This window comes from Pseudoalteromonas sp. DSM 26666, from assembly GCF_900116475.1.
Classification (GTDB): Bacteria; Pseudomonadota; Gammaproteobacteria; order Enterobacterales; family Alteromonadaceae; genus Pseudoalteromonas; species Pseudoalteromonas tetraodonis.
In genome coordinates this window covers 244877-271265 of the sequence record NZ_FPAR01000004.1, presented here as the reverse complement: position 1 = coordinate 271265, position 26389 = coordinate 244877, and the positions used below count along the sequence as shown (strand labels likewise).

At 41.0% G+C, this 26389-nt stretch carries 33 protein-coding genes; 29 read left to right on the top strand and 4 right to left on the bottom strand.

Going from position 1 to position 26389, the window contains the following annotated elements; all coding sequences use genetic code 11:
• The first annotated feature begins 103 nt into the window (after positions 1-103).
• Complete coding sequence (locus BM380_RS09530) at positions 104-283, top strand: hypothetical protein (RefSeq protein WP_090494129.1); 180 nt, start codon at positions 104-106, stop codon at positions 281-283.
• 50 nt (positions 284-333) lie between these two features.
• Here the strand turns inward: BM380_RS09530 and BM380_RS09525 are convergent, their stop codons facing one another.
• From BM380_RS09525 to flgA, 4 genes are all read right to left on the bottom strand, one after another.
• Positions 334-1851 (bottom strand): DUF3360 family protein, encoded by a 1518-nt coding sequence (locus BM380_RS09525; RefSeq protein WP_090494127.1) that lies wholly within the window; start codon positions 1849-1851, stop codon positions 334-336.
• A gap of 507 nt (positions 1852-2358) precedes the next feature.
• A complete protein-coding gene (gene flgN / locus BM380_RS09520) occupies positions 2359-2781 on the bottom strand; it encodes a flagellar export chaperone FlgN (protein WP_016899393.1) in 423 nt (140 codons plus the stop codon).
• Positions 2778-3068: a flagellar biosynthesis anti-sigma factor FlgM gene (gene flgM / locus BM380_RS09515; RefSeq protein ID WP_016899394.1), complete on the bottom strand. Its 291-nt coding sequence runs from the start codon at positions 3066-3068 to the stop codon at positions 2778-2780. Before flgM ends, flgN begins: the two co-directional genes overlap by 4 nt.
• Positions 3069-3161: 93 nt before the next feature.
• Positions 3162-3923, bottom strand: a complete 762-nt coding sequence (gene flgA / locus BM380_RS09510) for a flagellar basal body P-ring formation chaperone FlgA (protein WP_090494125.1) — start codon at positions 3921-3923, stop codon at positions 3162-3164.
• Between the two features lie 59 nt (positions 3924-3982).
• Here flgA and flgB point away from each other — a divergent pair, with 59 nt between their 5' ends.
• The 28 genes from flgB (at position 3983) to flhB (ending at position 26377) form a co-directional block, all read left to right on the top strand.
• Positions 3983-4402: a flagellar basal body rod protein FlgB gene (gene flgB, locus BM380_RS09505; RefSeq protein ID WP_016899396.1), complete on the top strand. Its 420-nt coding sequence runs from the start codon at positions 3983-3985 to the stop codon at positions 4400-4402.
• Complete coding sequence (gene flgC, locus BM380_RS09500; RefSeq protein ID WP_010391144.1) at positions 4402-4818, top strand: flagellar basal body rod protein FlgC; 417 nt, start codon at positions 4402-4404, stop codon at positions 4816-4818. The genes flgB and flgC overlap by 1 nt, the downstream gene beginning before the upstream one ends.
• A gap of 4 nt (positions 4819-4822) precedes the next feature.
• A complete protein-coding gene (locus BM380_RS09495; protein WP_090494123.1) occupies positions 4823-5476 on the top strand; it encodes a flagellar hook assembly protein FlgD in 654 nt (217 codons plus the stop codon).
• Between the two features lie 18 nt (positions 5477-5494).
• Complete coding sequence (locus BM380_RS09490; RefSeq protein ID WP_036956802.1) at positions 5495-6823, top strand: flagellar hook protein FlgE; 1329 nt, start codon at positions 5495-5497, stop codon at positions 6821-6823.
• Between the two features lie 11 nt (positions 6824-6834).
• On the top strand, positions 6835-7566 hold the full coding sequence (locus BM380_RS09485) for a flagellar basal body rod protein FlgF (RefSeq protein ID WP_013464382.1): 732 nt from the start codon (positions 6835-6837) through the stop codon (positions 7564-7566).
• Between the two features lie 14 nt (positions 7567-7580).
• A complete protein-coding gene (gene flgG / locus BM380_RS09480; RefSeq protein ID WP_010391154.1) occupies positions 7581-8366 on the top strand; it encodes a flagellar basal-body rod protein FlgG in 786 nt (261 codons plus the stop codon).
• Between the two features lie 2 nt (positions 8367-8368).
• Entirely contained in the window at positions 8369-9091 is a 723-nt protein-coding gene (locus tag BM380_RS09475) for a flagellar basal body L-ring protein FlgH (RefSeq protein WP_013464383.1), read from the top strand.
• Between the two features lie 18 nt (positions 9092-9109).
• Entirely contained in the window at positions 9110-10219 is a 1110-nt protein-coding gene (locus tag BM380_RS09470) for a flagellar basal body P-ring protein FlgI (protein WP_090494121.1), read from the top strand.
• 11 nt (positions 10220-10230) lie between these two features.
• Entirely contained in the window at positions 10231-10692 is a 462-nt protein-coding gene (locus BM380_RS09465; RefSeq protein ID WP_055011657.1) for a rod-binding protein, read from the top strand.
• Positions 10693-10698: 6 nt separating this feature from the next.
• On the top strand, positions 10699-12006 hold the full coding sequence (flgK, locus tag BM380_RS09460; RefSeq protein ID WP_090494119.1) for a flagellar hook-associated protein FlgK: 1308 nt from the start codon (positions 10699-10701) through the stop codon (positions 12004-12006).
• A gap of 12 nt (positions 12007-12018) precedes the next feature.
• On the top strand, positions 12019-12915 hold the full coding sequence (gene flgL / locus BM380_RS09450) for a flagellar hook-associated protein FlgL (protein WP_090494117.1): 897 nt from the start codon (positions 12019-12021) through the stop codon (positions 12913-12915).
• A 26-nt stretch (positions 12916-12941) separates the two neighbouring features.
• Positions 12942-13967, top strand: coding sequence for a flagellin (locus BM380_RS09445; protein ID WP_090494115.1), 1026 nt, complete (start codon positions 12942-12944; stop codon positions 13965-13967).
• Between the two features lie 235 nt (positions 13968-14202).
• Positions 14203-15042, top strand: coding sequence for a flagellin N-terminal helical domain-containing protein (locus BM380_RS09440; protein ID WP_010391170.1), 840 nt, complete (start codon positions 14203-14205; stop codon positions 15040-15042).
• A 124-nt stretch (positions 15043-15166) separates the two neighbouring features.
• The gene (gene fliD / locus BM380_RS09435) at positions 15167-16465 is read left to right on the top strand and encodes a flagellar filament capping protein FliD (protein ID WP_090494113.1); all 1299 of its coding nucleotides are present in this window, start codon (positions 15167-15169) and stop codon (positions 16463-16465) included.
• Between the two features lie 6 nt (positions 16466-16471).
• On the top strand, positions 16472-16858 hold the full coding sequence (fliS, locus tag BM380_RS09430; protein WP_016899403.1) for a flagellar export chaperone FliS: 387 nt from the start codon (positions 16472-16474) through the stop codon (positions 16856-16858).
• A 226-nt stretch (positions 16859-17084) separates the two neighbouring features.
• Positions 17085-17420, top strand: a complete 336-nt coding sequence (locus BM380_RS09425; protein ID WP_090494111.1) for a hypothetical protein — start codon at positions 17085-17087, stop codon at positions 17418-17420.
• Positions 17417-18706 carry a flagellar hook-length control protein FliK gene (locus BM380_RS09420; RefSeq protein ID WP_090494109.1) on the top strand — a complete coding sequence of 430 codons (1290 nt, stop codon included), beginning with the start codon at positions 17417-17419 and terminating at the stop codon, positions 18704-18706. The genes BM380_RS09425 and BM380_RS09420 overlap by 4 nt, the downstream gene beginning before the upstream one ends.
• A 25-nt stretch (positions 18707-18731) precedes the next feature.
• The gene (locus BM380_RS09415; protein WP_028835459.1) at positions 18732-19163 is read left to right on the top strand and encodes a flagellar basal body-associated FliL family protein; all 432 of its coding nucleotides are present in this window, start codon (positions 18732-18734) and stop codon (positions 19161-19163) included.
• A 9-nt stretch (positions 19164-19172) separates the two neighbouring features.
• Positions 19173-19895: a FliA/WhiG family RNA polymerase sigma factor gene (locus tag BM380_RS09410; RefSeq protein ID WP_051440338.1), complete on the top strand. Its 723-nt coding sequence runs from the start codon at positions 19173-19175 to the stop codon at positions 19893-19895.
• Between the two features lie 17 nt (positions 19896-19912).
• Entirely contained in the window at positions 19913-20776 is an 864-nt protein-coding gene (gene motA / locus BM380_RS09405; RefSeq protein WP_010391179.1) for a flagellar motor stator protein MotA, read from the top strand.
• Between the two features lie 2 nt (positions 20777-20778).
• Positions 20779-21774, top strand: a complete 996-nt coding sequence (locus BM380_RS09400) for a flagellar motor protein MotB (protein WP_090494107.1) — start codon at positions 20779-20781, stop codon at positions 21772-21774.
• Positions 21767-22168 carry a PilZ domain-containing protein gene (locus tag BM380_RS09395; RefSeq protein WP_013464393.1) on the top strand — a complete coding sequence of 134 codons (402 nt, stop codon included), beginning with the start codon at positions 21767-21769 and terminating at the stop codon, positions 22166-22168. Before BM380_RS09400 ends, BM380_RS09395 begins: the two co-directional genes overlap by 8 nt.
• A 33-nt stretch (positions 22169-22201) precedes the next feature.
• Positions 22202-23107: a FliM/FliN family flagellar motor switch protein gene (locus tag BM380_RS09390; RefSeq protein ID WP_090494105.1), complete on the top strand. Its 906-nt coding sequence runs from the start codon at positions 22202-22204 to the stop codon at positions 23105-23107.
• A 3-nt stretch (positions 23108-23110) separates the two neighbouring features.
• Positions 23111-23443, top strand: a complete 333-nt coding sequence (locus tag BM380_RS09385) for a FliM/FliN family flagellar motor switch protein (protein ID WP_055011667.1) — start codon at positions 23111-23113, stop codon at positions 23441-23443.
• 4 nt (positions 23444-23447) lie between these two features.
• Positions 23448-24200, top strand: coding sequence for a flagellar type III secretion system pore protein FliP (gene fliP, locus BM380_RS09380; protein WP_013464396.1), 753 nt, complete (start codon positions 23448-23450; stop codon positions 24198-24200).
• On the top strand, positions 24197-24466 hold the full coding sequence (locus BM380_RS09375) for a flagellar biosynthetic protein FliQ (RefSeq protein ID WP_013464397.1): 270 nt from the start codon (positions 24197-24199) through the stop codon (positions 24464-24466). Before fliP ends, BM380_RS09375 begins: the two co-directional genes overlap by 4 nt.
• Complete coding sequence (gene fliR, locus BM380_RS09370; protein ID WP_090494104.1) at positions 24463-25242, top strand: flagellar biosynthetic protein FliR; 780 nt, start codon at positions 24463-24465, stop codon at positions 25240-25242. The genes BM380_RS09375 and fliR overlap by 4 nt, the downstream gene beginning before the upstream one ends.
• Before the next feature lie 4 nt (positions 25243-25246).
• Positions 25247-26377 (top strand): flagellar biosynthesis protein FlhB, encoded by a 1131-nt coding sequence (flhB, locus tag BM380_RS09365; RefSeq protein ID WP_090494103.1) that lies wholly within the window; start codon positions 25247-25249, stop codon positions 26375-26377.
• The last annotated feature ends 12 nt before the right edge of the window (positions 26378-26389 follow it).

Genomic DNA, 26389 nt, shown 5'->3' with positions numbered 1-26389 from the left:
AGCTCCTTATTAAGAGTGATGATTTTTCATTTTAAAAGTGTTACTAATAAAATGATTTTTAACGTTCACTTATAAAGTTGCAAAGGCTATACCAGAAAGTAAAATGTTTAATTTTATTTATATATCAACTGGTTATGATTTTTTGATGCGTAAAGTTTTTTTAGCTGGTGGCGAGCTTTATAAAAATTCTGCAGGGTGGCTTGTAATTATTTCAGGGACTGTTACTTCAGGGGCTGTTACTTCAAGGGGGATTATTGCAAGTACACTGTGCTGGTTTTTATAAGTATAAAAAAAGCGAGCTATTAAAGCTCGCTTTGCTGTTTAATAAAGGAATTAATGTCTAAAGCTTGGCATTAGCGCAGGAATGCCTGGCAGCATACCTACCAGTGCCATTACACTGGTTAATAACACAAACATAATAAGTGGGATGACCCAGCGACTCATTCGCGATAAATCAGCACTTCTTTCTTTACAGCCAATAAGGCCTAAGTTATCCAAAAGCATAGTCAGTGACCAACCAAATGCAGGGTTTACTAAGCTTGAGGCAAACACCACAATAGCTGCCGACTGCGTGGTTTTACCTTCACGCGTCATTTCCATACCCGCTTCAAGTAGTGGAATAAACACCCCTACAATTAAGGCAACACATAATACTGGCTGCCAAATAGCTAAGTCCATTGGATAGCCCCAAACACCCGCGATAATACAAAATAACGCAGTTAAAATAGCGCCTGCAGGAATAGGGCGTTTTGCAATAGCAGCAGGAACAATGTAAGTGCCCCAAGATGACGCAAAGTTAGCACCGCCTAATAGCGAGCCAAAGGTTTGTCTTGTTGATGCGCTAAGCATGGTATCGTCAATATTCATTTGTACTTTTTCAGTACGCTCTGGGTAACTAATTTTTTGAAATACTTGATGGCCTAAAAAGTCAGGCGACCACATAGCAACCGCTAAAACTGCAAAAGGAAGTACAACTACAAAGCTTTCAGCGGTTGGTAAACCAAGCATCCAACCAGTGTTTTCCCCCCACCAGTACATAGGGTTCATGTTTGGTAAGCCTGGAGCCGTATGAAACTCAAACGGTGCGCCCAATGCAAAAGCAGTAAAACCACCAATTAAACAGCTCAGTGGCACGGCTAACCAGCGTTTTTTGTAATGCTCCAATAAAGCATAAAGTAAAATTGTGGCTAAGATTACGATAAAAGCAATATGGGTCATTTGAATTTCTTCAGCCCATGCAAACAGCTTTTTAACTTGTGAAATGGTACCCACAAAGCCTAAATAGAGGAGTAGGCCACCACACACCCCTTTACTGGTGAGCTTGGCCATGAGGCTGCCGCCTTTACTAAATGCTAATATCAATCCAAAGGCACCTATGAGTAAACCAAAGGCCATAGGGTGTCCGCCTGCGGCAACCACAATAGGAATTAATGGAATGAGTGGGCCATGAGTACCGGCTAAATTAGCGGTCGGTAAAATAAAGCCCGAAAATAGTAAAATAAATAGCGAAACAATTAAAAGTTCGTAGCGTACGTTTTCAAGTACAAAGCCATCACTTAAACCCAAAGGGCCTGCAAACGTGGCAGCAATGGCTGCAACCATCACAACTTTACCTATAGTAGCGGCCATCGCTGGAATGGTGTCTTCAAATTCAAAGCGATAATCTCTAAATGGTAAATTTGGACGCCAGCGTTTTGGCTGCATAATTTGCAGTTCGTGCTCTAGGTAAGCGTCGCGGCTTTCAAACTCAGAGCTGGGCTTATGAAGATTTTCATAGCTATCGGACACGGTTTGAGTATCCGCTCCTGGTATAGCATCAGATGAATTATCATCTAGCGGCTTGGTGGTCATGACTTCTCCTGCAACTTAGTTGCTAACTCAAAATAAAAATACAGCTTTTACAAAGCAAATGAACATTGAGTGCGCAGGGTAAAACAGCTTGCTACAGATTGTAATTAGGCAAAAGGTCGTGCATAGCCCAGCTTAACGCTTTGTAAGTGTTAACAAAAATAGCAAAGGGATATGTTGTAACTGGCTTGTTAAATCTAAAAGATATTTAAATTCAATGTCTTATGTTTTTGTTTTTACAGTGTGATCTTGCCATGTAAAATAGCAAAAAGGTCATAAAATCAGCAGATTCAGCAGCAATCATTCTTTAGTCTAATAAAGGTGGCGTTAGCCGCTATTTGCTTATTATAAATACAATTAGCCGCAAAGTTGCACAAAAGCTAACAATACTAAGCTTTAACGGAACGACTATTTTTGGACTCAAGATAGGATTTTGAAAGGTAATAATAGGAGTAAAGTAAAAATATGGCGTAAAGTGACTAAACAAGGAAAAGCCTTTATGGAACGTAATTATAAAGGCATTTCTGGGTACGCTTGTTTGTTTTCACCGCCAGTTAAACGCTGTAACAACCGACGTTGGCTTGAGAGTAATTGCCCTGAGCGTTCATTCATTATTTTGCAGGTTTTGGTTTTTAGCTCAAGCTGGTGTAATAATTTTGTGGTGAGCGAGTTTATATCAGCAGGCAGCAACGCGGTTAATTGTGCTAAGCCTTCTTTGCCACCTTGCAGGCCTAAACTCACCAAAAAGCCATCGCGCTGGTTATGCGATTCATTTAAGCTTTCTAAAAAGCCAAGCATTTTTTTATTGTGTGTTTCTAGTTGCACATTACGTTGGCTTAGCAATTCGTATTGCGTTTCAAGTAATTCAATTAATGCGTCTAGCTTAATAATGTCTTGTTGCAGACTTACAATATACTCTTTTACAGTTTTCATTTTTTATGAAGTTCAACCATAGCGTTAACGGTTTCATCAATATTAATTTTAAATTCACCACTGGCAATTGCCGCTTTCATTTGGGCTACTTTATCCATATCAACGTCTGGCTTTGCAGCTAAATCTTGAAATGTTGAGTCTATTGATTTACTTAATGCACTCACTGAATTTACTTGCTCTTGTTTAGCCGCTACAGGTTGTTGCTCTGGTTTTGCATCCAGTGATGAACGCTGGTTTGTTTTTTGGCTTTGCTCAACCGCAGTGGTTGTTATTGCGCTTATATTCATTGTTTGTTACCTAATTCGTTTATCGAATTTATATTGCTTAGTTTATATCAGCGACCAAGTACAAGCATTACTTAACTTTTATTTCGACATTTTTTAAAATGCCGCCTCTGCCACACCTTGCGCAATTACTCTGCCCTGAACTACTTTTTTTGATGATAAATTTTTTACATTAATAACCTCACCAAGCTGACCATCTTCAAGGGCAATGGCTTTAACATTGGCTGAGAAAGTGGCGGTATTTATTTGCAGTGAAATATGCTCATTTTTATTGATTAAATACTGCTTTTCTAGGTATCGGTTGGAGATCACCGTGCCTTTATCAATCTCGCGTTTAACGGTGAGTCCAACTAGCTGGTCAATACCTGTTTCGCCTTGATGGCGGTGCTTACCTAAATCCACGCTTTTATATTCTAAGTCTTGCTTATTAAGCACTTTACCTCGGTTTAAAGTGTGCTTGGCAGCTACTAGGTTTATCCACACACTTACTTTGGCACTGGCCCTAAAACGCCAAGCAGGCGATGGGCAAGATACAGAAATACTTACTCTGCCTGCGGGTGGCGTGTGACTTTGTGAGCGAGTGATTTGCAACTCATCACAGTTTAGGTTTTCGCTACCTTTAGGAATAAATAGCTCTATGTTTTGCTGCTGACTCTGCGAATTAATCGAGTGCAAATAGCTATTTATTTCACTGTGTAAAAACTGCCGAATTTCTTTATCAAAATTAATGGGGGTGGCCATAGCATGAGCTGGCAGTAGTCCAATAGTTAAAAGTAAGCGGAAAAACCAACGCTTCCCTTGGGGAAGTTTAGCTTCCGTATGTTGGGCTGTTTTTTGCTCTTTTTTTATATAAGTCATTGAAAAAATATACTTTTAAAAGTTGGCATAAAGGTTGTTATACACAAGGTAGAAAGTGTATGCGAAGCGCGAAAGCATACAAGAAACAAAAATTAGAGGCAACAATGGAACTATTTGATAAAGCGTTAGGTGTTCACCCTTTTTCAATGAAATTAAGGTTAGACAGAGCAGAAATCATTGCCAGTAACTTGGCTAATGTTGACACGCCAGGGTTTAAATCTCGAGATGTAGATTACCGTCAAATTATGCAAAGTGTTTCATCCAGTTTTTCGCAAAACAGAGAGGTTGATTTTGCTGGCGTACAAACAGATGAACTTAAATATCGCGTTCCTTATCAACCATCAAGTGATGGTAATACTGTTGAGTTAAATATTGAGCAAGCAAAATTTGCTAGCAACAGTATGGATTTTCAAACCAGTTTGACCTTTTTAAATATGAAAATAAATGGCTTACATAAAGTTATTTCAGGGAAATCATAATGTCTTTTAATTCAATTTATGACGCTAGCGGCAGCGCCATGCGCGCTCAAGTTATTCGCCTCGATACCATTGCATCTAACTTAGCTAATGCCGATACCGCAGCCGGTTCAGAAGCCGACGCTTACAAGGCACTTAAACCGGTATTTTCTGCTTTGTACAAACAAACTCAAGACAGCCAATCAATTTCAGCCTCGGTTGATGTACTGGGGATCACTGAGTCAAACCGTGCGGTAGAGCAGCGCTACGAGCCAAATAACCCAATAGCTAACAACGATGGTTATGTATTTTACTCCAACGTAAATGCACTTGAAGAAATGGCCGACATGATGTCTGCAAGTCGTAGCTACCAAACATCTGTTGAAGTTATGGGGCGTGTAAATAGCATGCAGCAAAGCATTCTTAAGTTAGGACAATAATTTTATGCAAGTTAATTCAGCCGTTCCAAGCGCTGCAGACGCCACAAAAAATACCACGAATATTGCCGGTAATAGTTCTGCAGATGAAATGTCGACCATGTTTTTAGAGTTACTCGTTGCGCAAATTAGTAATCAAAATCCATTACAGCCTATGGATGGCACCCAGTATGTAAGCCAGCTTGCAGAGTTTTCGAATGTTGAGTCGTTACAAAGCATTCGCCAAAACACCGCCGATGGCTTGGATTATGTCAGCAGCTTAGCGGTACTTGAAGCCACTAATATGGTTGGTAAAACGGTTGATGTGCAAGCAAGCAGTATTGCCCTTGAGCAAGATGGCAGTGTCTCAGGCATGGTTAATTTAGGGGAGCCCGCAGACTCTGTCACTGTACAACTTTATAACCAAGATGGTGAGTTAGTTGAAGAAAAACAACTGCCTTATTCAGGAGTCGGTTCGCTGCGTTTTGAATTTGAAAACCAAGAAGCCGGTGCGTATGCAGTTAGAGCGTATGCCACTACCGCAGAGGTGCCAAAGCAGCTTGATACTTGGTTAAGCGGTGAGGTTGAGCGTGTTTCTGTAGGTAAATCGTTAGAAGATATTTTATTGCAAGTCGATGGTTTGGGTAATTTTGGCATCACTGAAATTAATCAAGTGGCATAAATAAGAGGAATAAATAATATGTCTATGTTCAATATAGGATTAAGTGGTCTTAAAAGTACCCAAACAGGATTAGAAGTAACCAGTAATAATATTGCTAACTCGGGTACTGCTGGTTATAAAAATAACACTGCAGAATTTGCCGCGGTTTATAACGGTAGCCAACGCGGCGGTGTAAAAGTTGCTAATGTTAAAGAAGATTTTGTTACCGGTGGTGAAATTGTGCGCACTGGTAATGCGCTGGATATCGCTATTGATGGCCAAGGGTTTTTTGCCATATCAGAAAACGGCCGAACGGCTTACACTCAAGCTGGCCAGTTTCAGTTAGATAACGACTTAAATATTGTTAATGCCAACGGCGGCAAACTGCAAGGCTTTGGCGTGTCTCAAGTTGATGGTGGTGATCCGACAATTGTACCGGGTGTATTAACCGATTTAAAAATTGAAGCCTCAAACATAGAAGCGCAAGCTAGTACAAACATTAACTTTAACGGTAACTTAAGTTCTTCTAGCGATGTGATTGCTTATCCAACAGCTCCTGCGGTATTTGATCCTAAAGATGGTAGCCAATATAACTTTTCTCAATCTACCGAAGTGTTTGACTCATTAGGTAATAGCCATGTGATGACCCAGTACTTTAACCATACGGGTAGTAACGAATGGCAAGCGATGTTTTTCTTAGATGGTAAACCCCTTACTCAAGGTCAGCTCTCAGCGCTTGGTGCGACGACAGGTTCTCAAGCTATTGATGATGGTGCGGGTGGTTCAATTAACGCCGGAACCATTACACTTAACTTTGATACCGATGGAAAAATGGTGCCGTTTTCAGGTGATTTAACGGCGGTTGATTTAGAAGTGCCTATTACTTCAACACCAGGAAATGCAGAAATAACCAGTGGTGCTGCAGCGTTAAATATCGCACTTAAATTTGATGGCACTACGCAGTTTGGTTCAAGTTTCAGTGTTAACGAAAATGATGCCAACGGCTATACCTCAGGAGCGTTTTCTGGTGTGAAAGTTGAAGACGACGGCCGTGTATTTGCAACATTTACTAACGGTGAATCTAAATTACAAGGCCAAGTTGTACTTGCTTCGTTTGCGAACGTTGATGGTTTAGAGCAAGGCAGCAATACCGTGTGGTATCAAACTGAAGAGTCTGGCTCTGCACTCTACGGCGAGCCAGAAAGTGGCTCACTGGGTAAATTGCTATCGGGTTCATTTATGGGCTCAAATGTTGATATTAGTGAGCAGCTGGTTGGCTTAATGTCATTTCAACAAAACTACCAAGCCAACGCAAAAACCATCAGCAGCGCTGATGAAATGATGCAAATTTTATTTAGTAACACCTAAGGAAGCTGAGCGTGGAAAAGTTAATTTATACCGCTGTTTCGGGTGCTGAACTTAATAATACCGCCTTACGTGTTGCTGCAAATAACCTAGCAAATGTTAGCACCGTAGGTTTTAAAGCCGACTTAGAGCAAGCGCAATCAATGATGGTACAAGGCGAAGGCTTTCGTACTCGTTACCACGCGCAACTAACACCAGTAACTACTGATTTATCGTCAGGGCCAATCATGGATACTGGCCGTAATCTTGATATAGCACTGAGCAACGGCGGTTATTTAGAGGTGATGGATGACAACGGTGAGCCTGCTTATACCCGTGCGGGTAACTTAGTGGTTGATGCCGATGGCTTTGTTACTGTTAATGGCCGTCGCGTGCAAGGTGACGGTGGCGATATTCAACTTCCTGAGTTTGGTGATATTGAAATTGGCTCAAACGGCATGATCAACCTAACCCCCATTGGCGGTGGTGTAATTGCAGAAGATGCGCAAATTAAATTAGCCAGTACCGATGCAAACTTAATCAAAGGTGCTGATGGCTTACTCAGAGCTAACGATTTACAGCCTCTTGAGGCCGACGAAACAATCACAGTAAGAACCGGTGCTTTAGAAGGCTCTAATGTGAATGCCGTGGCTGAAATGATCAAAACCATGAATATCAGTCGCCAATTTGAGATGAATGTAAAAATGATGAAGTCTGCTGACGAACTAGCAACCAGCGGAAATAAGCTCATCAGTGGACGTGGATAAACAGGAAGCCAAACATGAATTCAGCATTATGGGTGAGTAAAACCGGTCTTGCAGCGCAAGATTTAAGAATGACAACAATATCTAATAACCTCGCAAACGTGAGCACTGCCGGTTTTAAAAAAGACAGAGCGGTATTTGAAGACTTATTTTACCAAGTACAAAAACAACCTGGCGCGCAGGTAGATGAGCTTAATCAGCTGCCATCTGGGATTCAGGTGGGAACCGGTGTGCGTATTAACGGCACGCAAAAGCAATTTACTGAAGGCAGTTTTGAAACAACCAGCAACCAGTTAGATGTGGCCATTGCTGGGCAAGGTTTCTTTCAAATTGAAAGCCCTGACGGCGAGTTATTATTTACCCGTAACGGTCAGTTTCAGCTTAACTCTGAGTCATTACTGGTAAACAGCAACGGCTTACCATTGGCACAAAATATTGCGCTGCCAGAGGGCACCACTAAAGTGAGTATTGGCACCGACGGCACCGTTACTGCGGTAGTAGGTAAGGATGCGCAAGCGGTTGAGTTAGGCCAAATGTTAACGGTTAACTTTGCAAACCCTGCAGGCTTACAGAGCTTAGGTGGCAATTTGTACCGCGAAACAGCGGCATCCGGTGAACCTGTTGAGGGGATCCCTGGCGAAGATGCTTTTGGGGGCTTACAACAATTTACTATTGAAGGCTCAAACGTGAGCGTCGTTGATGAAATGGTCAGCATGATTGCCGTACAGCGCGCTTACGAGATGAACGCTAAAGTAGTCTCTGCGGCAGATGAAATGCTGCGCTTTATAAACCAAAACGTATGATTATGATGAATAAGTTAACATTATTTTTGCTGCTTTTAGGTGTTGCTGGTTGCAGCAACACTCCATCAAAAACCCAAATGGTGGAATGTGAAGTGGTGTATGGGGAAGTGAAATGCCCACAAAATACCACTCAAAAATCAGTTCAAGACTATGAAATAAGCCAAGATGCCTATGCACAGGGTTTGAATCAGCAAGATGGTAGCTTATTTCAAGATAACTATATGTTTTCTTTGTATGCAGATAAACGTGCTTACCGGGTTGGCGATATTTTAACTGTGGTGCTGAACGAGCGTACGCAATCGAGTAAAAGTGCCGATTCGAGTTTAGATAAAAGTACCGACTTGGATGTTTCGGTGCCAGTAGCAGGTGCACTCAATGTAGCTGATTTTAATTTGGGTATAGGCTCGAGTGCTAAGTTTGACGGTGAAAGCAGTGCCAGCCAGCAAAACTTCCTCAGTGGCGCTATTACTGTACGGGTTAATCATGTTTTATCTAATGGGTCGCTGGTTATTAAAGGGCGTAAGCAAATTAAGCTCAACCAAGGTGATGAATACATTGAAATTGAAGGGTTGGTTCGCCCAGGCGATATTGATGTAAGTAACCGTGTTTCGTCGCTTCGTATTGCTGAAGCGCAAATAAGCTATACCGGCAAAGGCACATTGGCTGATGCGAATCGTCCAGGTTGGTTTACCACTTTATTTACCCGATTCTTAAACCCGTTCTAAGGGATTACTGAGGTTTTAATGAAATATTTACTATTAATGCTAGTGTGCTTTTTTAGCCTATTAGCGCCTGCAACTGTGACCGCCAAAGCACGTCCATTATTAGATATTGTTGATGTGCTAGGTGTGCGAGAAAACCAACTCGTGGGTTACGGTTTAGTAGTGGGCTTGCCGGGGTCGGGTGATAAAGCCCAAGTAAAATTTGCCGGCCAATCGCTAAGTAATATGCTAAAGCAATTTGGTGTCTCTGTAGATGAAGAGCGATTACCAAAATCAAAAAATATAGCGGCTGTTGCTGTCCATGCTACGTTGCCGCCTATGGGAAGCCCAGGCCAAGCCATTGATGTAACTGTGAACTCATTAGGCGATGCAAAAAGCTTACATGGTGGCAGCTTAATGTTGACCCCGTTAAAGGGGGTTGATGGCAAAGTGTATGCGCTAGCACAAGGTAATTTAGTGGTGGGTGGTATTAATGCCAGTGGTAAAAGTGGCTCCTCGGTGACTGTTAATGTGCCTACTTCAGGGCTTATTCCTAATGGTGCAATTATTGAGCGCAGTGTTATGGCTATGTATGAAAGTCAAAGCGATGTAATTCTTAATTTAAAAGATCCAAATTATCAAACTGCCCGCAATGTTGTACGTGCTATCAATAAAGTATTTGGGCCTGATGTAGCTACTGCTGAAAACTGGGCGCGCTTAGTGGTTAGTGCGCCAAGCGATGCCAATAGTCGCAACACGTTTATGTCGATGCTACAAGATATTACTGTAGAGCAAGGCTCTGAGCGTCCTAAAATCGTATTTAATAGTCGCACCGGTACTGTCGTAATGAACGATACTGTACGGGTGAATCAGGCTGCGGTTAACCATGGCAATTTAACCATTACCATAAGTGAACAAGAGCAAGTGTCGCAACCAGGGCCGTTTTCAAATGGCCAAACTACGACCACGCAATCAAGTGATATCACAGTAGATCAACAACAAAAAAATATGCTGTTGTGGCCTGAAGGCACCTCATTAGATGAAATTGTAAAAGCGGTAAATGCACTTGGCGCAACGCCAGCCGAGCTTATGTCGATATTAATTGCACTTGATAATGCTGGGGCTCTAGAAGCCGAGCTATTAGTTATTTAAAGGAAATAGCCATGAAAATAGAGTCATCAACCCAATTATCTCAGTCATTAGCGATTGACCCGACCCATCTAGAAAATATTACCGGCAACAGTGAAGCTGGCGTTAAACAGGCAGCAGAGCAGTTTGAAGCCATTTTTTTACAGCTGGTATTAAAAAGTATGGATAGCACCACCAAAACTATGGCCGGTGACAATGGTTTTTTTAATAGTAACGAGCAAGCGCAATTTAGAGATATGCATAATGCTCAAACCGCGCAGCATTTAGCGTCAACTCATCAACTGGGTTTAGCCGAAGCGATTGTTAAGCAGTTTGATGAGAAAATTGCCCCCATAGAAAATACATTTAAGAATAGCCAAAGCTTGGTCGCTAATGATCAACATAAAGGTGCTGAAAGCGTTGAGCCAACCCAAAGCTATGATATTTATGCGGGATCGGCATTTGTTCAGCCATTGAATGCTAATACGATTAGGTAGTTAATTATGTCTATGTTAAATAACGCGTTAAGCGGCCTCAATGCTGCAAATATTGCACTGACTGTGTCAGGGCAAAATGTCGCGAATGCAGCCGTTGAGGGTTATTCGCGTCAGCAAGCTCAATTTAAAACCTCTAATGTATATTTAGGCGGGGTTGAGGTGGCGTCTGTTGATCGGGTTGTTGACGCCTTTTTAAATGACGATATTTGGCGCACTAATTCTGATACCACTTATTATGAAAACAAACAGTCATACCTAGGTTTTATTGAGCAAATCATTGGTACCGACTCGTTAAACTTAAATAACTCCCTTGCAAGCCTAACAGATGCACTCAATGCTGCAGCAACCAAGCCTGATTCACAGGCTTTCAGGCAACAATTTTTATCTTCAGCCGAAGGCTTTATGCAAGATATTGCGCAAATTAATGGCGCACTGGCAGGCCAAGCAACAAAGTTAAATGCACAAATGAGTAACGTAGCGCTTAACGTGTCTTCTATAACTAAGCAAATAGCCGAAATTAACAGTAGCATCGGGTTAGCAACAGCAAATAATCAATCAACCGCAGAGCTAAAAGACAACCGAGAACGCCTAGTAAACCAGTTATCTGGGCATATTGGTGTATCTATTGTTGAGCGAGATAATGGCTTTATTGATATCAGTACCTTAAGTGGTGCTCCGCTGGTGGTAGGTAGTAAAGCCGCCTCAATCTCTGTAAATGGTACTACAGTTACGAGCGAGTTTATTGGACAAGAATTTACTCTTGATAAAAACGTCGGCGGTCAATTTGGTGGCTTGATCAGTGTTGATAACGATGTAATTAAACCAACGCTTGCAACCTTAAACGACCTAGTTGCCGACCTTGCTGATGATATGAACGGTGCACTGCAAAGTGGCTTTGATTTAAATAACAACCCCGGTGAAGCACTGTTTACTTACAATCCATTAAACCCATTAGGGACGATTGAGGTTAACCCAACGATCACTCCTGACAAACTTGGCTTTAAAGACAGTAGTACCTCAGGACCTGGTGATAACTCTAATATTGCTAATATTGTTGCTTCAATGGCAGGAAAAGGCGATAAGTTTACGTTATTAGTAGGGGATCTTGCTATTACTAGTAAGCAAAACTTAAATAGCATTACCACCGCTACTAATTTAAGTGAAAACGCCATTGCTGCGCGCGATAGCTACAGCGGGGTGAACCTTGATGAAGAGGCGGCAAACTTAATGCATTTTCAACAAATGTACAGTGCCAATGCCAAAGTGATCAGCACAGCAGATCAAATGTTTAAATCTTTACTGCAAATGTTTTAAAAGGGCAATGTTATGCGAGTTAGTAGTCATCAGTTTCATTTAAATTCAATCAAAAACATTCAAAGTAATACTGAAAACTTTAACGAAAAGTCAATTCAGCTGGCAACCAATAAGCGAATTCTTAAGCCCTCAGATGATCCGCTTGGCACCGTGATGATCATGAACCTAGGTTCAGAAATTAAATCACTAGAGCAATACAAAACCAATATGGATGCGGTTAACTTTTCATTAGGTCAACAAGAAGTACAGCTAACCGGTATTGTTAACCAAATATATTCACTGCAAAGTTTAATTACCACCGCCGCCGATGGCTCAATGGGCGAGGCAGAAATTAAAGCACTCGGCCAAGAAATGAGTGTGGCTTTCCCGGCAATTGTTGATTTACTAAATGCTACCGACAGCGATGGGCAATATTTTTTTTCAGGCAGTAAAACCGATGAAAAACCCTTTCAAATTGATGCCACGGGTAATTATGTTTATGCCGGTGACGATATTGTCAGAGAAGTCGCTGTATCTGACGACTCAAGTGTAAAAAACAATATCGTAGGTAATGATTTAGACCCCGGTGCAGGTTTTTTAAATGCCATGCAAGACTATCTTGTTGATGTAAATAATCCGCCAGCGGGTGGCGTTGGCAATCAATCACGGGTGATGATAGATAAATTAGCTGACTTTTTAGGTACTATTAGTAGCCAAGTGACCACCATAGGCTCTACTATGGCTTCGCTTGATTCGATTACTACCAGTAATCTAGATATCACCACATTTACGGTTAACTTGCAGGACGATTTGAGTGCTGTAGATTATCCAGAAGCGTTTATTTCGATGAATGAATCTATGGCGGCGTATGAATCATCGATGCAGGTTTACTCGACAGTAAGTAAACTTTCATTGTTTTCATACATTTAAAATTATAATACTTTCAGGAACTAACTATGCTGGTTAAAAGTAGCGAAAAAGCGCAAGCAATTGACTTGGTTAATACCAATAAATCGGATGCACTCGTTACATCAACAAAGGATTCTGCTAACAATTTGTGGAAAAACAAAATTGTTGCCAGAGAGGACCAAGTTAAAGTACTGACTGGCTGGGCGCAGCGCGGGGCACTGAGTCAAGCGCTAGCAAAAGCCGAACAAAGCGAAAGCACTATTCGTAATTTGTATATGGGACTTGAAAAATTAGCACAACAATTAAATACCCAAGCTGCTAACACTCAGCCACAACCTATGCAACAACAGCAAATTAAAGTGCAAATAGCGTCATTACAAAACATAGCAAATAAAAAAGGCTCAGGACTTGATACCCAGCTGAAAATAACGGATCCAAATCGCGCTATTAGCAAACAGCTTAATGCAAATATAGACCTGCTTAGCGCACGTCCACATGAAGAAAACATCCAGTTAGTGATGGGTCGTTCGGGCAAATCATTAAGCTTAAAGATACCCGCCTATCAAGATGAAAAAACCAATTTAACTGCCATTCAAAATGCGTTTGCACCACATCATATAAATGTTGAGCTTAATCGTGAAAACCGTCTGCTTTTTAGTGCGCAAAAAGATAATGCGGCTCCACTTTTAGAGCCTTGGGTGATGAGTGGTCAAGGTGTACGAATTGCTGCAGGAAACCCGATTTCTTTGCAGCTCAATGATTTAGATAACCCTCTGAATGAACTTGCTAAAATAGCCGATAAAAATGCCACTATTGCTCAGCACCGAGAGCAAATCCAAAGTGCGCAGCGCCATTTAAAAGCGAATTTAATAAAAATTCAGGCACAAAAACAGCAATTACAAAGCCAACTAGAGCAGCTTGACTCTGCTAGTTCATTAGCTAACACTGATGAACTACTTGCTTTAAGTCTAGGGGTTAAACAGCATATGCAAAACCCTAGGGTAAATAGTGTAGCTGCGATTATGTCGCAGGCAAACATTACCCGTAATATGGTGCAATACTCACTCACTTAATTTTTTAATGCAGCAAGCTAGTATTGCTGCATCTTTTTTTATTTCTATTATTCCTCTTATCTGCTTTTAGCTAGCGAAAATGCCTATTTTACCCGCTTTGAATACATTGCTTAAAAAAATATAAAAAATAATTAGAAAAAAGTTTAGGTAATTAAAAATATGGTCGCTCTTAGTTATTAGAAGGTGATTTAGGTTCACTAATTACTTTAGCTATTCATTTAAAGAGGAAATAAACATGGCTTTATCAATTCAATCAAACATGGCTTCAATGTCAATCCAAAACCAACTTGGTCGTAGCAACAACGATTTGTCTACAGCACTTGAGCGTTTAGGTTCTGGTTTTAAAATTAACTCTGCTAAAGATGACGCGGCTGGTCTACAAATCGCTTCACGCTTAAACGCACAGGTACGTGGTCAAGACGCTGGTTTATATAACGGTAACAATGCTATGTCTATGATGCAAACTGCTGAAGGTGCGTTTGATGAAATGACTAACATTGCTTACCGCATGAAAGAACTTGCTACTCAAGGTTCAAGTGATACAAACGGTGCAAAAGAATGGGCTGCACAAAGTGCAGAATACACAGCACTAGCTACTGAGCTTACAAACATCATGGACAACACATCGTTTGGTGATGGAACTAAACTTTTAGCAGCTACTGGTAAGTTTGGTGCAGGTGCGGTTAACTTCCAAGTAGGTTCAAGTGCAGCAGAAACCCTTAATGTTGATATTTCTACTCAGTTAGGTGCTGTAACAACAGCCATTGGTTCTGCTGCTGCATTTACTGACGTTGCAACAGCACAAGCGCAGATTGCGTTTGTTGATACTTTAGTTGGCGAAATTGGTACTGCACGTTCAACGCTTGGTGCATCAATGAACCGTCTTGACCATACAATGACTAACGTATCTAACATGAAGCAAAACACTCAAGCTGCTGTAGGTACGTTAATGGACGCTGATTTTGCTGCTGAAACATCAAACATGACTAAGCAACAATTGCTAATGAACTCTGGTATCTCGGTACTGAGCACAGCTAACAGCACAACACAAATGATTGGTTCACTACTTCGTTAATAGTGATTAATCAATTAAGTATGCATAGCTACACCTAAGGGTGTAGCTATTATTGTTTATAGTCATAAGTAAAAATATTTACTTTAGATTTTTTTGCTTATAACTAAAATGCTTGGAGATTAAAATGAGCTCTGCAATAGGAATCAATCCTGGGCAATTAGCCTCACAATATACACAAATTGAGCGTAGCGCTAAAGATCAGCAATTAAGTACTAAAAGTAGCCTTTTTAGCAATCAAATTAAGGCGTTTGATAGCTTGAAAAGTAATTTATCAAGCTTTTTTGATGACTTACAAGCTAGCTTAAAAGACACCAGTAGTTTATTTTCCAACACAGCCACAGTGAGCAATCCATCGGCATTAGGTGTGAGTGCAACTGGCACAGCAGCCAGCGGCGAGTACGATGTATTTGTGGAGCAATTAGCGCAAGCACACCAAGTTGCATTGAGTTTTGACCCGGCTAAAGCTTTAACCACTGATGGTGAGTTAAGCATTGATTTGGCAGGCAGTGCGTTTAGTATTGATTTTGCAAGCCTTGGCGCCGATGTATCATTAACTGATGTTGCTAATGCTATCAACTCGCATGTTGATAATAGCGGTGTTAAAGCCTCTGTTGTGCGCTCTGGCACAGAAACTTTTTTAACTTTAACCAGTGCTGAGCCGGGTGCTGCTAATCAGGTGGGTGTGAGTTTTACTCCAGCTGCGGATGCCAATGGCATTGATATCACCAATGCCATAACAAACAAACAAGATTTAACCTTAGCGCAAGATGCGATTGTTAAGCTAGGGGCTAATTCAGCACTGACAATCACTTCAAGCAGTAATAAACTCGATACGGTTATTGATGGGGTGACGATTGATTTAACGCAGGCGCAGTCGCCGGGCGATCAGCCAATTCACATATCAATTAACCAAGATCAAGAAAGCTCTAAAGAAAACATCCAAAGTTTTGTAGATAAATTTAATTCGCTCACCAATGGCATTACCAGTAACCAGTACTTAAAAAGAGATAATATGGCTGCCGGCCTTGCTCGCTCTTTACGTAACGATTTTCAGGGTACGTTTGAAGGTAAAACCTTGTTCTCTGTGGGTATTGAGTTTGATCGTAGCGGTAACTTAAAAATAGATAATAAAAAACTTGAAGAAGCCATGGCGACTAATCCTGAGCAGTTAACCAGCATGCTCACAGGTGAAAACGGGTTGTTATCTAAGCTGGAAACCCGCGTAGAGCCTTTCACTAAAAGCTATGGTTTGATGACGGATAAAAAGCAATCATTGCAGGCGAGCTTAAATATAGTCACTAGGCAACAAAAAGATCATGAAGTGTCGATGGAGCAAGTGTACCAACGTTACTTGTCGCAGTTTACACAAATGCAACAGACTATTGCGCAATTAGAATCTACAATGGGTCAATTTGGAGGCTAAACATAGATGTTAGATTTAAATGATGGCTTTTCAGCCTATAAAAGCACATCGGTAGATGCAAAAGCGGCCAGTGCTGATATTCATAAACTGGTATTAATGTTATTTGATGGTTTTTCGGATGAGCTTGAAAGAGTAACCGGCCATATAAAACAAAAAAGACATGATAAAAAAGCCGAAAGTATTGAAAAGCTAATGCGCATTTTAGGCGGGCTTGAGGCCTCATTAGACCTTGAAAAAGGCGGTGAAGTAGCGCAAAACATGCAAAACCTTTATCAGCATTGTGGGCAAGCGTTATTGCAAGCGAGTATAAAAAACGACTTGAGCTATATTGATTCCACCCGTGTGGTGATGAACAACCTGCAAGAAGGGTGGCAAGGGTTAGGCACACAATAAACGTATTAGAACCAGCTACCCTTAGCTGGTTTTTTCATTTTTAACACGGCTATTTTTTTACTTCCTCTACTGCTTAAATAATCTTTCTATTTATTATTAATAGCACATCACTTCCTTCCGAGGTGGAAGTTCCGCTTCCGCCTTTTTGGGTTTTTATTTTATTTATCAATGTAAAACAACAACTTAAAGCTGGCTTGCTTTTTGCTAAAAGAAATGTGAACTTATAATGAATTCAGTATTGCTAATGGAACACTCTCAAAAATACGCAGCGCAAAAAATGGAACAATTACTTAGCACCATGGAAGATGCTATCCATGAGAGTAATTGGTATCAAGTTAAAGCAGCCGATAAGCAGTTACTTGCGCTTTATACACAGTTACAAAGTATGCCTTGGTTTAGTTCAATGAAAACTGAACAAGACAATCTAAAAGCACGCTACGCGGACTTAATTGAGCTGGTTAGTCAAAAGCAAGCAGCTATCAAAGTGCAAATGCAGCGCCATCAAGAGGATAAAGAAGGCTTACTGGCATATGAAAAAGTACAACAAGGACTGTCATTATGAGTATCCAAGCAAATACTATGGCGACAAAGACTGACTTTGGCAGTGCCACTAATAAACCAACCATATTAAAAAGTAGTACGCCTGCAGATGCGCAAGAACTACAGAGCGAGCTTGAGCCGTTTACGCTTTCTTCAAAGCAACAGCAAACAAAACAGCAAAATGTGCAAGGTGAACAACCTCAAGAAAGTTCAGAACAACTAGCGCAAGAAGATGCCAGTGCAGAAACACAAGAAATAATAAATCCGTATTTTTTTAGCACCGCAAATTATAATCTTGATACCAATAAAATAAGCGCGCCTGTCAAAACCTTACTAAATCCAAATAGTAACCTTGGTGTAGATAGCGAAGTAATGGCTGAGGAAACACCAACAGCACAGCTTGTGGCTAATGAACAGCTGCAGACCACGCATTTAGAGACTCAGAGCGAAGACAGCTTTGTAACTCAAGAGCCTGCTAAAACTACGCCTGTGCAAAACATTGCAATGAACATAGCCACCACGGCTGCGCCTACTGCGGCCATAAATGTAACGCCAGCAAATGCAGTAGTTAATAAAGAATTAAATACACTCGAAGTAGACAAAGCACCACAAACACTATACTCGCAAGCGCTTTTGAATCGATTAAATCAACCTTCGGTAGTGTTGAACACTTATGCACAAGCGCAATCAAGTAGCCTAACCAGTGAGCAAGTAGCCATACAACCGAGTGTGTCGCTGAGCAAACTTGAGCTTGCGGCATTGTCACAAAGTGCGCAATCGAAAATGGTCTTTACAGAAAGTCGCGAGAGTACGGGTCAAAAATCAACATTAGTGAATGCATTTTCAGCGTCCGCACCCGCGCCAGAGAGCTTTGAGTGGCATAAAGAAAAATTAAAAGAGGCTCCCAGTGAATGGGGGCAGCGCTTATTACATGTACTTGGCGACAAGGTAAAACTGCAAATAGGCCAACAACTACAACGCGCGCAAATTAGATTAGATCCTCCTAATTTAGGCAGTATTGAAATATCGATAAATATTGAAGGTGATAAAACCTCAGTCAGTTTAACTACGAGTAATGCGCAGGTGAGAGATGCTATAGCACAAACTTTAGATCAGTTGCGTCAGTCATTATCACAAAACTCATCCACCACAGTGGATGTTAATTTAAGTGATAAACAGCAGCAGTCGCAACAGCAGCTTGAAAATAACGAGATTGCAAATAATCAAACCGAGTCGCCCTCCCATAGTGATACAGCCAGCACTCACTCAGCAAAATCGCCATTAGATTGGTTAGATTTATTAGTATAACTACCTTGGATTAAGAGAGATAAAAGTGAAAAAAATAATAATAGCCCTAACCGTATTAGCACTTATTGCGGCTGCATTTTTTGCGGGACAGTTTTTTAACGACAGTGACTCATCTCAAGAGAGTAAACAAGCTGACATTAGTAAAGTTGAATATCACGAAATGGAGCGCTTTATTATAAGCGTATCAGATGACTCAATTGCCCGTTATTTGGTGCTCGACTTGGTACTTGTTACTTCGCCATCAGTTTACAACACAGGAACAGAGGCCATGGAGCCGCTAGTGAGAAATGTACTGGTAAAACAGTTTGCCAACATGAGCCATAGCCAAGCAAAAGCTGTTTTTAAGGATATCGATGCGGTTCAAAAAGACTTACTCGAGCAGTTTAATTTGGTTTTAGCGAATGCGGTTTCGGTTCGTCTAGATAATGTACTCATTACGAATGTCTTTATTCAATAGGCTATCGCTATGATGCTGCAAGAGGAGTGGGGCGAGCTAGTCACCGAGCCGCCAGTGATATTCACACCGCAAAAAGAGACGCAACTATTATCGCAGTACTCTTTTTTAGTTAATAGAGCGGCTGCGCATATGCGCACTCAAGTAGGCGTTATTGTTGATAACGATGATATTTATCAAATAGGCATTATTGCCTTGCTGTCGTCTATTCGTCGCTATGGCCGCGACTTAGATGAAAAGTTTGCTGCATTTGCGTTTAAGCGTATTCGTGGAGCCATGCTAGATGAATTTCGACGTGTTGATTGGCGACCGCGTCAACTAAGGCAGCAGTCTCATCAGCTTCGTGATATGAGCCGCTCACTTCAAAAGCAGCTTGGTCGTGATGCAACAGACACCGAAATGTGTGAAGCATTAGGCATAAGCCATAAAGAGCTTATTCAACTGCACTACAGTGAGCAAGCCGAGGCATTTGATAGCCTTGAAGCGCTATTAGAAGCTAACCCTAATTTAGCGCTTACCAGTGCCCATACACATGACAAAGAAGAGACAGCAGCTACGCTAAAAGCGGCCATGAGCAAGCTCAATACCCGAGAAAAGCTGCTCTTACAATTGTATTACATGCACGAAATGAATATGAAAGAAATAGCATTAACACTCGATTTAACAGAGGCACGTGTTTGCCAACTTCATAAACAAGCACTTGAAGCGCTCACACAAGCGCTTCAAAAAATCTAATACCTAAGGAATAAAGAATGCAAAGAGTTATAGGGTTAATAGTGGTACTTGCAACAGTATTAGGTGGTTTTGCGTTTGCCGGCGGTAACATTGCCACTATGTGGCAGCCATACGAGTTTTTAATCATTTTTGGCGCTGGCTTAGGGGCGTTAATTGTGGGTAATTCAAAATATGTGCTGACAGAAATGCTATCGCAATTAAAATATCAATTTATTAGTGGTAAAGGAACCGATACCTCTGAGCTTTACCATGACCTGCTACTGGTTATTTACTCTTTATTAGATTTAGCCAGAGTGAAAGGCATAAAGGGCCTAGATGAGCATGTTGAAAACCCCGAAACCAGCTCTATTTTTCTTGCCTACCCTAAAGTGTATGAGTTCCCTCAGTTAGTTACTTTTATTTGCGATAACTTACGTTTGTTTAGTATGGGAAAAATCAACTCGCATGATTTTGATGCCATGTTAGAGCAAGAAATTTACACCATTGAAGAACAGCGCCTTAAACCATCTCACTCACTTGCCAATATTGCTGAAGCCATGCCTGGTTTTGGTATTTTGGCGGCTGTAGGCGGCATTATTATCACCATGCAACACTTAGATGGGCCTTTAAGTGAAATTGGCTACCATGTAGCAGCCGCGCTAGTAGGTACCTTTATTGGTATTTTTGCCTGTTATTGTTTAATTGCACCGCTTGCTTCTGCGATGGAGCAGTATGTAAAAAAACAAGTGGCGATGTTTGAGTGTGTGCGTGCCATGTTAGTCGCTCATGCCAAGGGCCACGTGCCAATTGTAGCGACCGACTCAGGTAGAAAATTAATTAATGAAGAAATTAAACCGACCTTTACCACCATGGAAGAGTGGATCACTAACAAGGCGGCTTAAGCATGGAAAACAAAAATCAAGAAATAGTCATAAAACGCTCTCGTAGAAGAGCAACCGAAAAACCGCACGGTGGCGCATGGAAAGTAGCCTTTGCTGATTTTACCTTAGCGATGATGGCGTTTTTTATGGTGATGTGGATTATGGCGATCACCAATGAATCTGAGCGTGAAGAAATCGCACACTATATGCGGACTCACTCAATTTTTGATGGTGGCCCTGCTATTTTTGACCCTCAAAATAGCCCGTTCCCCGTTGATTTAGGGGGATCTCCATCGGTAATTAGGCATTTAGAATCAGGTGATACGCCGCCGGATTCTCCAAGGCCAGGAATCAGTGAAGTTTTACAAGTGCCCGATGGCACCGTTGAGCCCAAAGCAGGGCAAGGGAACAAGTTAAATTCAGCCATTGATAGCCAATTTAAAGCCTCATCAGAGTTGAGCTTATTACTTGAAAGTATTGATGAACTTAGTAAAGAAGAGTTACTAAAAAATAACTTATTAGTAGAAGAAGTGCCTTTAGGGCTAAGAGTGATTATTAGAGATGACAAACATCATCAAATGTTTGAACGCTCAAAGTCGCAAATGACTCCGTTTTTTGAAGATCTGTTTTTATACCTTGGCGGCTTAGTAAAAGACATCAATAACAAAATCATTATTTCTGGGCACAGCGATGCCAGCCTGTTTATTGATGGTAGCTCTCGTAACTGGGATATTTCTGGCGATAGGGCGCAACAAGCCAGAAAAGTGATGACCATGGGCGGAATGCCATCAAGTCAAGTGTTACAAGTTAATGCCTTTTCATCTAATCGACCACTTAATAAAGAAAACCAAAAAGCCAGTGAAAACAGGCGGGTTGAACTACTTATTTTAACCAAAGATGCAGAGGGTAAATTTAATCAGTTGTTTGATGATAGCAATATTAATAACCCAGTAAAAAAATCTGCCAGTGCGGCAACTGCTAATAAACCTGTGCTACGCCTTGAAGAGAATTATGAGTAACCAATCAGAAACTAAACGAAGTTACAAAAGATGGAATTTAAACCTCAAAGATAATTACGAGCCAGAGTCAGTTCAGCTTGGCGGGGTGGGCGTACAGTTACTTCGCCGCTGCTTTATTGATATTCCACTTTGCCATGGCGTTGCAAAAGACATTAGCGTAGGAGGTGTGGGTTTATTAGTGCCTGCTGAAAAGGCTATTCCAGACAAATTTATTGTGGTTTTTGATAAAGCCAATCGATTGACTGGCAAGGTAACGTACCGCCGCGAAGTAAGTGATAAGTTAGTGTTTTTAGGCGTGGAGTGGATAAGTAAAAATGAGCGCTTACGCAGCGATATTGTTAATCATTTACAGTTACAAGCCCAATTAAAAAAAGCAAAAAAAACCAATGCATAGGCAACATAGAAATGAATCAGGAAATACAGTGATATGAGTAAAACGTTAAGCGCTAAAGCAAAGTTAATTAAAGCGAAAGATTCTGAGCATATTACTCCATTTGCACTAACGCTAGAGCAAAGAGCCTACGAACATGCGCAGCAAAAAGCAGCGCAAATAAACGTCAATATTCGTAAAGCATTGGAGTTAGAACTTGCCCAATTATTTAACGACAGCCGCTTTGATGTAGAAATTTCGCCTTGTTCGCATTCAACCATTAATAGTTGGTTTAAAGAATCGCCTAGAATATTTCTTGCCTGTCCTTTATTTGCACCCACTCAAGGCGAAGCTTTCTTAGCGCTTGATTTTCAAAGTGCTCATAAAACAGCTGATTTATGTTTAGGCGGGCAATTCAATAATTCAGATAATTCAAGCCACGATTACTCGCCTACCACGAATGAATTGAGTGCAACAGAGAGCCGTATTTGTGGCCGTTTATTACAACGCCAAGTGCAAGGTATTCAGGGCTTATTATTTAGAGAACGCTCTGCGCTATTAGGTGAAATACAAAAATCACATGCTTTACCAGAAGCATTACAATATTTGGCTTTTAAAGTGCGGTTTATATTAGAAACCCAAGTAATAAGTTGGTTTTTATGGTTACCAATTAGCTTTTTTTGCGCAGCCGATAGCGAGCAAGACCCAGCAAGTAGCGACACACTCAATACCGATATGTGGGCACAGTTTGCAGTGCAAGGCCAGATTGAAATGGCGAAGAAAAAAGTCACATTAAAACAACTGAAAGCCTGTGTTGCTGGCGGTGTATTACCGATTGAGCTTAATGAAGCGGCGCTATTTAACCTAGGGCATAAACAAATATTTAAAGGCCAAGTCGTTGAGCAAGAGGCTGGCTTAGCATTTCAAATCACACAATTATCAAACAATACAACGAGTAATTAAATTATGAACGAAAACCTTGATAGCGCCTTAGCGGGCTTAGAGCTGGATGCTTTTGATGGATTTGATGATAAATCTGCTGATAAAACGAACGAAGGCAATATGTCATTTTTTCAAGACGTTCCTTTGTTAGTGACTCTTGAAGTTGCAAGTACTGAAATTACCTTGGGCGAGCTTAGCCAAGCCAAAGAAGGCGACGTGCTTAAACTAGATAAAGTAGCCGGCGAAGCGCTTGATGTAAAAGTGAATGGGGTGTTTTTTGCTAAAGCAGAAGTCGTGATGGTTGAAGGGCAGTATGGTTTGAAATTTGCTCAAACAGATACCGCAAAGGATCAGTAAAAAAATGAATAAACGCGTAATTTTTAAAGTTAGCCTACTGTTGATCATGTTGTTTATACCAAGCTGGCTAAATGCAGAAGAACTTACGCTGTTTTCGCTAAAAGATACGGCCGACGGACAAGACTATAGCGTTAAACTGCAAATACTTTTGTTAATGACGGTATTGAGCTTATTACCTGCGCTATTAATGGTTTTAACGTCTTTTACGAGGATTATCATTGTATTGGCGATTTTACGCCAAGCAATGGGGTTACAACAAAGCCCGCCGAATAAAATTTTAATTGGCATCTCACTGATGCTCACCATGTTGATTATGCGACCGGTTTGGCAAGATATTTATCAAAACGCGTATACGCCTTTTCAGCAGCAAACCATAGGATTAGAAGACGCTTTACTCACCGCTGAAAAGCCTTTACGTGCTTTTATGCTCAGACAAACACGTGAAAGTGAGTTGCGCCAAGTGCTGCTAATTGCCAATGAGCCAACGACACTCACCGCCGAAGAAATTCCGTTTGAAGTGTTAATGCCTGCGTTTGTATTAAGTGAGCTTACTACCGCTTTTCAAATTGGCTTTATGTTGTTTATTCCTTTTTTAATTATTGACTTAGTGGTCAGTAGTGTATTGATGTCTATGGGTATGATGATGCTATCGCCGCTGATCATTAGTTTACCGTTTAAGCTCATGGTATTTGTACTTGCCGATGGCTGGTCAATGATAGCGGGTACACTGGCGGCTACATTTGGAATGTCACCATGACCCCAGAAATGTCGGTAGAGCTTATTTCAAGCGCAGTTTATACCATTATCAAGCTCATTTTAGTGCTTATTGTACCCGGATTATTGTTGGGTATTGTGGTTGCCATTATTCAAGGTGCTACTTCTATCCAAGAGCAAACTCTGACGTTTTTACCGCGTATGTTATTAACCTTGTTAATGGTGGTATTTGCAGGCCATTGGATGCTACAAATTTTGATTGATTGGTTTGATAAGCTCAAATTTATGTTACCTGGGGTATTTGGTTGAGCTCATTACTCTCTTTAACGTCTACTGATTTAGTCAGCTGGATGGGCACGCTTTGGTGGCCATTTGTGCGTTTTTCTGCACTTTTATGGTCTATGCCGGTATTTGATAATCCGGCGGTAACGCCGCGCTCTCGTATTTTAGTGTCTATGATGTTGGCTTTTTTAGTCGCCCCACAGTTGCCGCTAGCGCCTGCTATTGACTTGTTTTCTTTAGATGCCGCCATTTTAACCTTCGAGCAAATTATTTTTGGGGTAATGATGGGTCTATCACTGCGTATTTTGTTTGAAGTAATGGCAATGATAGGGCTGATTTTATCCATGCAAATGGGCTTATCAATGGCGCTTGTTATGGACCCCGGTAGTGGTAACCAAGTTGCCCTGTTAGGGCAATTATTTTGGATTATGTGTGCATTACTGTTTTTTGCCGCAGATGGTCACTTAATAACTTTGCAAGTTATGGTAGAGAGTTTTCATAGCTTTCCGATTGGTCGCAGTATTTATGAGTTTGATATTCAATCGATCATTATGCTATTTGCGTGGATGTTTTCCTCTGCTTTACTGCTTTCGCTACCAGGGATAGTCGCCATGTTATTGGTTAACTTAACCTTTGGTGTAGCAAGCAGAGCAGCGCCGTCATTGAATATTTTTGTGCTGGGTTTCCCTATGTCGCTGTTGATGGGCTTTTTCTGTGTATTTATGACCTTAGAGTACACAGGAAGCGCATTTTCAAGGTTAACGTATCATGTGCTAACAACCTTTGCACAGGCGATGAGGTAGCGGTATGTCTGAAAATAGCTCGCAAGAAAAAACAGAACAACCCACAGAGAAACGGCTAAAAAAAGCCAAAGAAGACGGCCAAGTTGCGCGCTCAAAAGAGCTCAATACCGCTATTTTATTAATGGTTAGTATTGCTGGACTATTGTGGTTTGCCAATTTATTTTACAGCTTATTTGTTAACTTAATGAACAGCACCATGGTGCTGGATCACACAATTATAAATAATAAAAAAATGATGCCCATCGCATTGGGCGACGCCATTATGAATATGCTATTGACCCTTACGCCGTTTTTATTACTAAGCTTTTGCGCAATGTGGATCACTGGGTGTTTACCGGGTGGGTTTGTGTTTTCAAAAAAACTGATCGCACTAAAAATGAGCAAGCTCAACCCATTAACCGGGTTAGGCAAAATGTTTGGTAAACAGTCGTTAGTTGAGCTGCTTAAATCGATATTAAAAATAACCTTGCTAGCGATTTGCTTATATACCTTTTTAACCAAGCTGTGGATGCAGCTGATGGTATTACAAAACTTAGATATTAAAGTGGCGATAGGCCAAGGTATTGAACTGTTATTTTTATCATTAATGATCACGGTGACTTTGTTACTTTTTATTGCTGTTATTGATGTGCCTTTTCAGCAGAAACAGATTGCCGATAAAATAAAAATGACCCACCAAGAGGTAAAAGAAGAGCGTAAATCTTCTGACGGTAGCCCTGAAATTAAAAATAAAATTAGGCAAATACAGTATCAGCAATCAAACCGAAAAATTGAAGAGCGCGTTCCCACTGCCGATGTCATTGTCACCAATCCAACTCATTATGCTGTGGCAATAAAGTACAGTGAAGAGGCAGCTAAAGCCCCTTATGTTGTCGCCAAAGGCGTGGATGAAATGGCGCTGAGAATACGCGAAGTGGCCCGCATGAATAACAAAGAAATAATAGAAATCCCCGCATTAGCACGGGCTATTTATTTCTCGACCCGGGTCGACCAAGAAGTGCCCAACGGCTTATACAGCGCAGTTGCCTATGTACTGACCTATGTATTGCAACTAAAAGCATACAAGCAAGGACGTGGGCAAGCACCCGCAGCCTTACCTGAATTAACAATCCCTAAAAACTTACAGAAACCTTAGATGTTGGAGTTA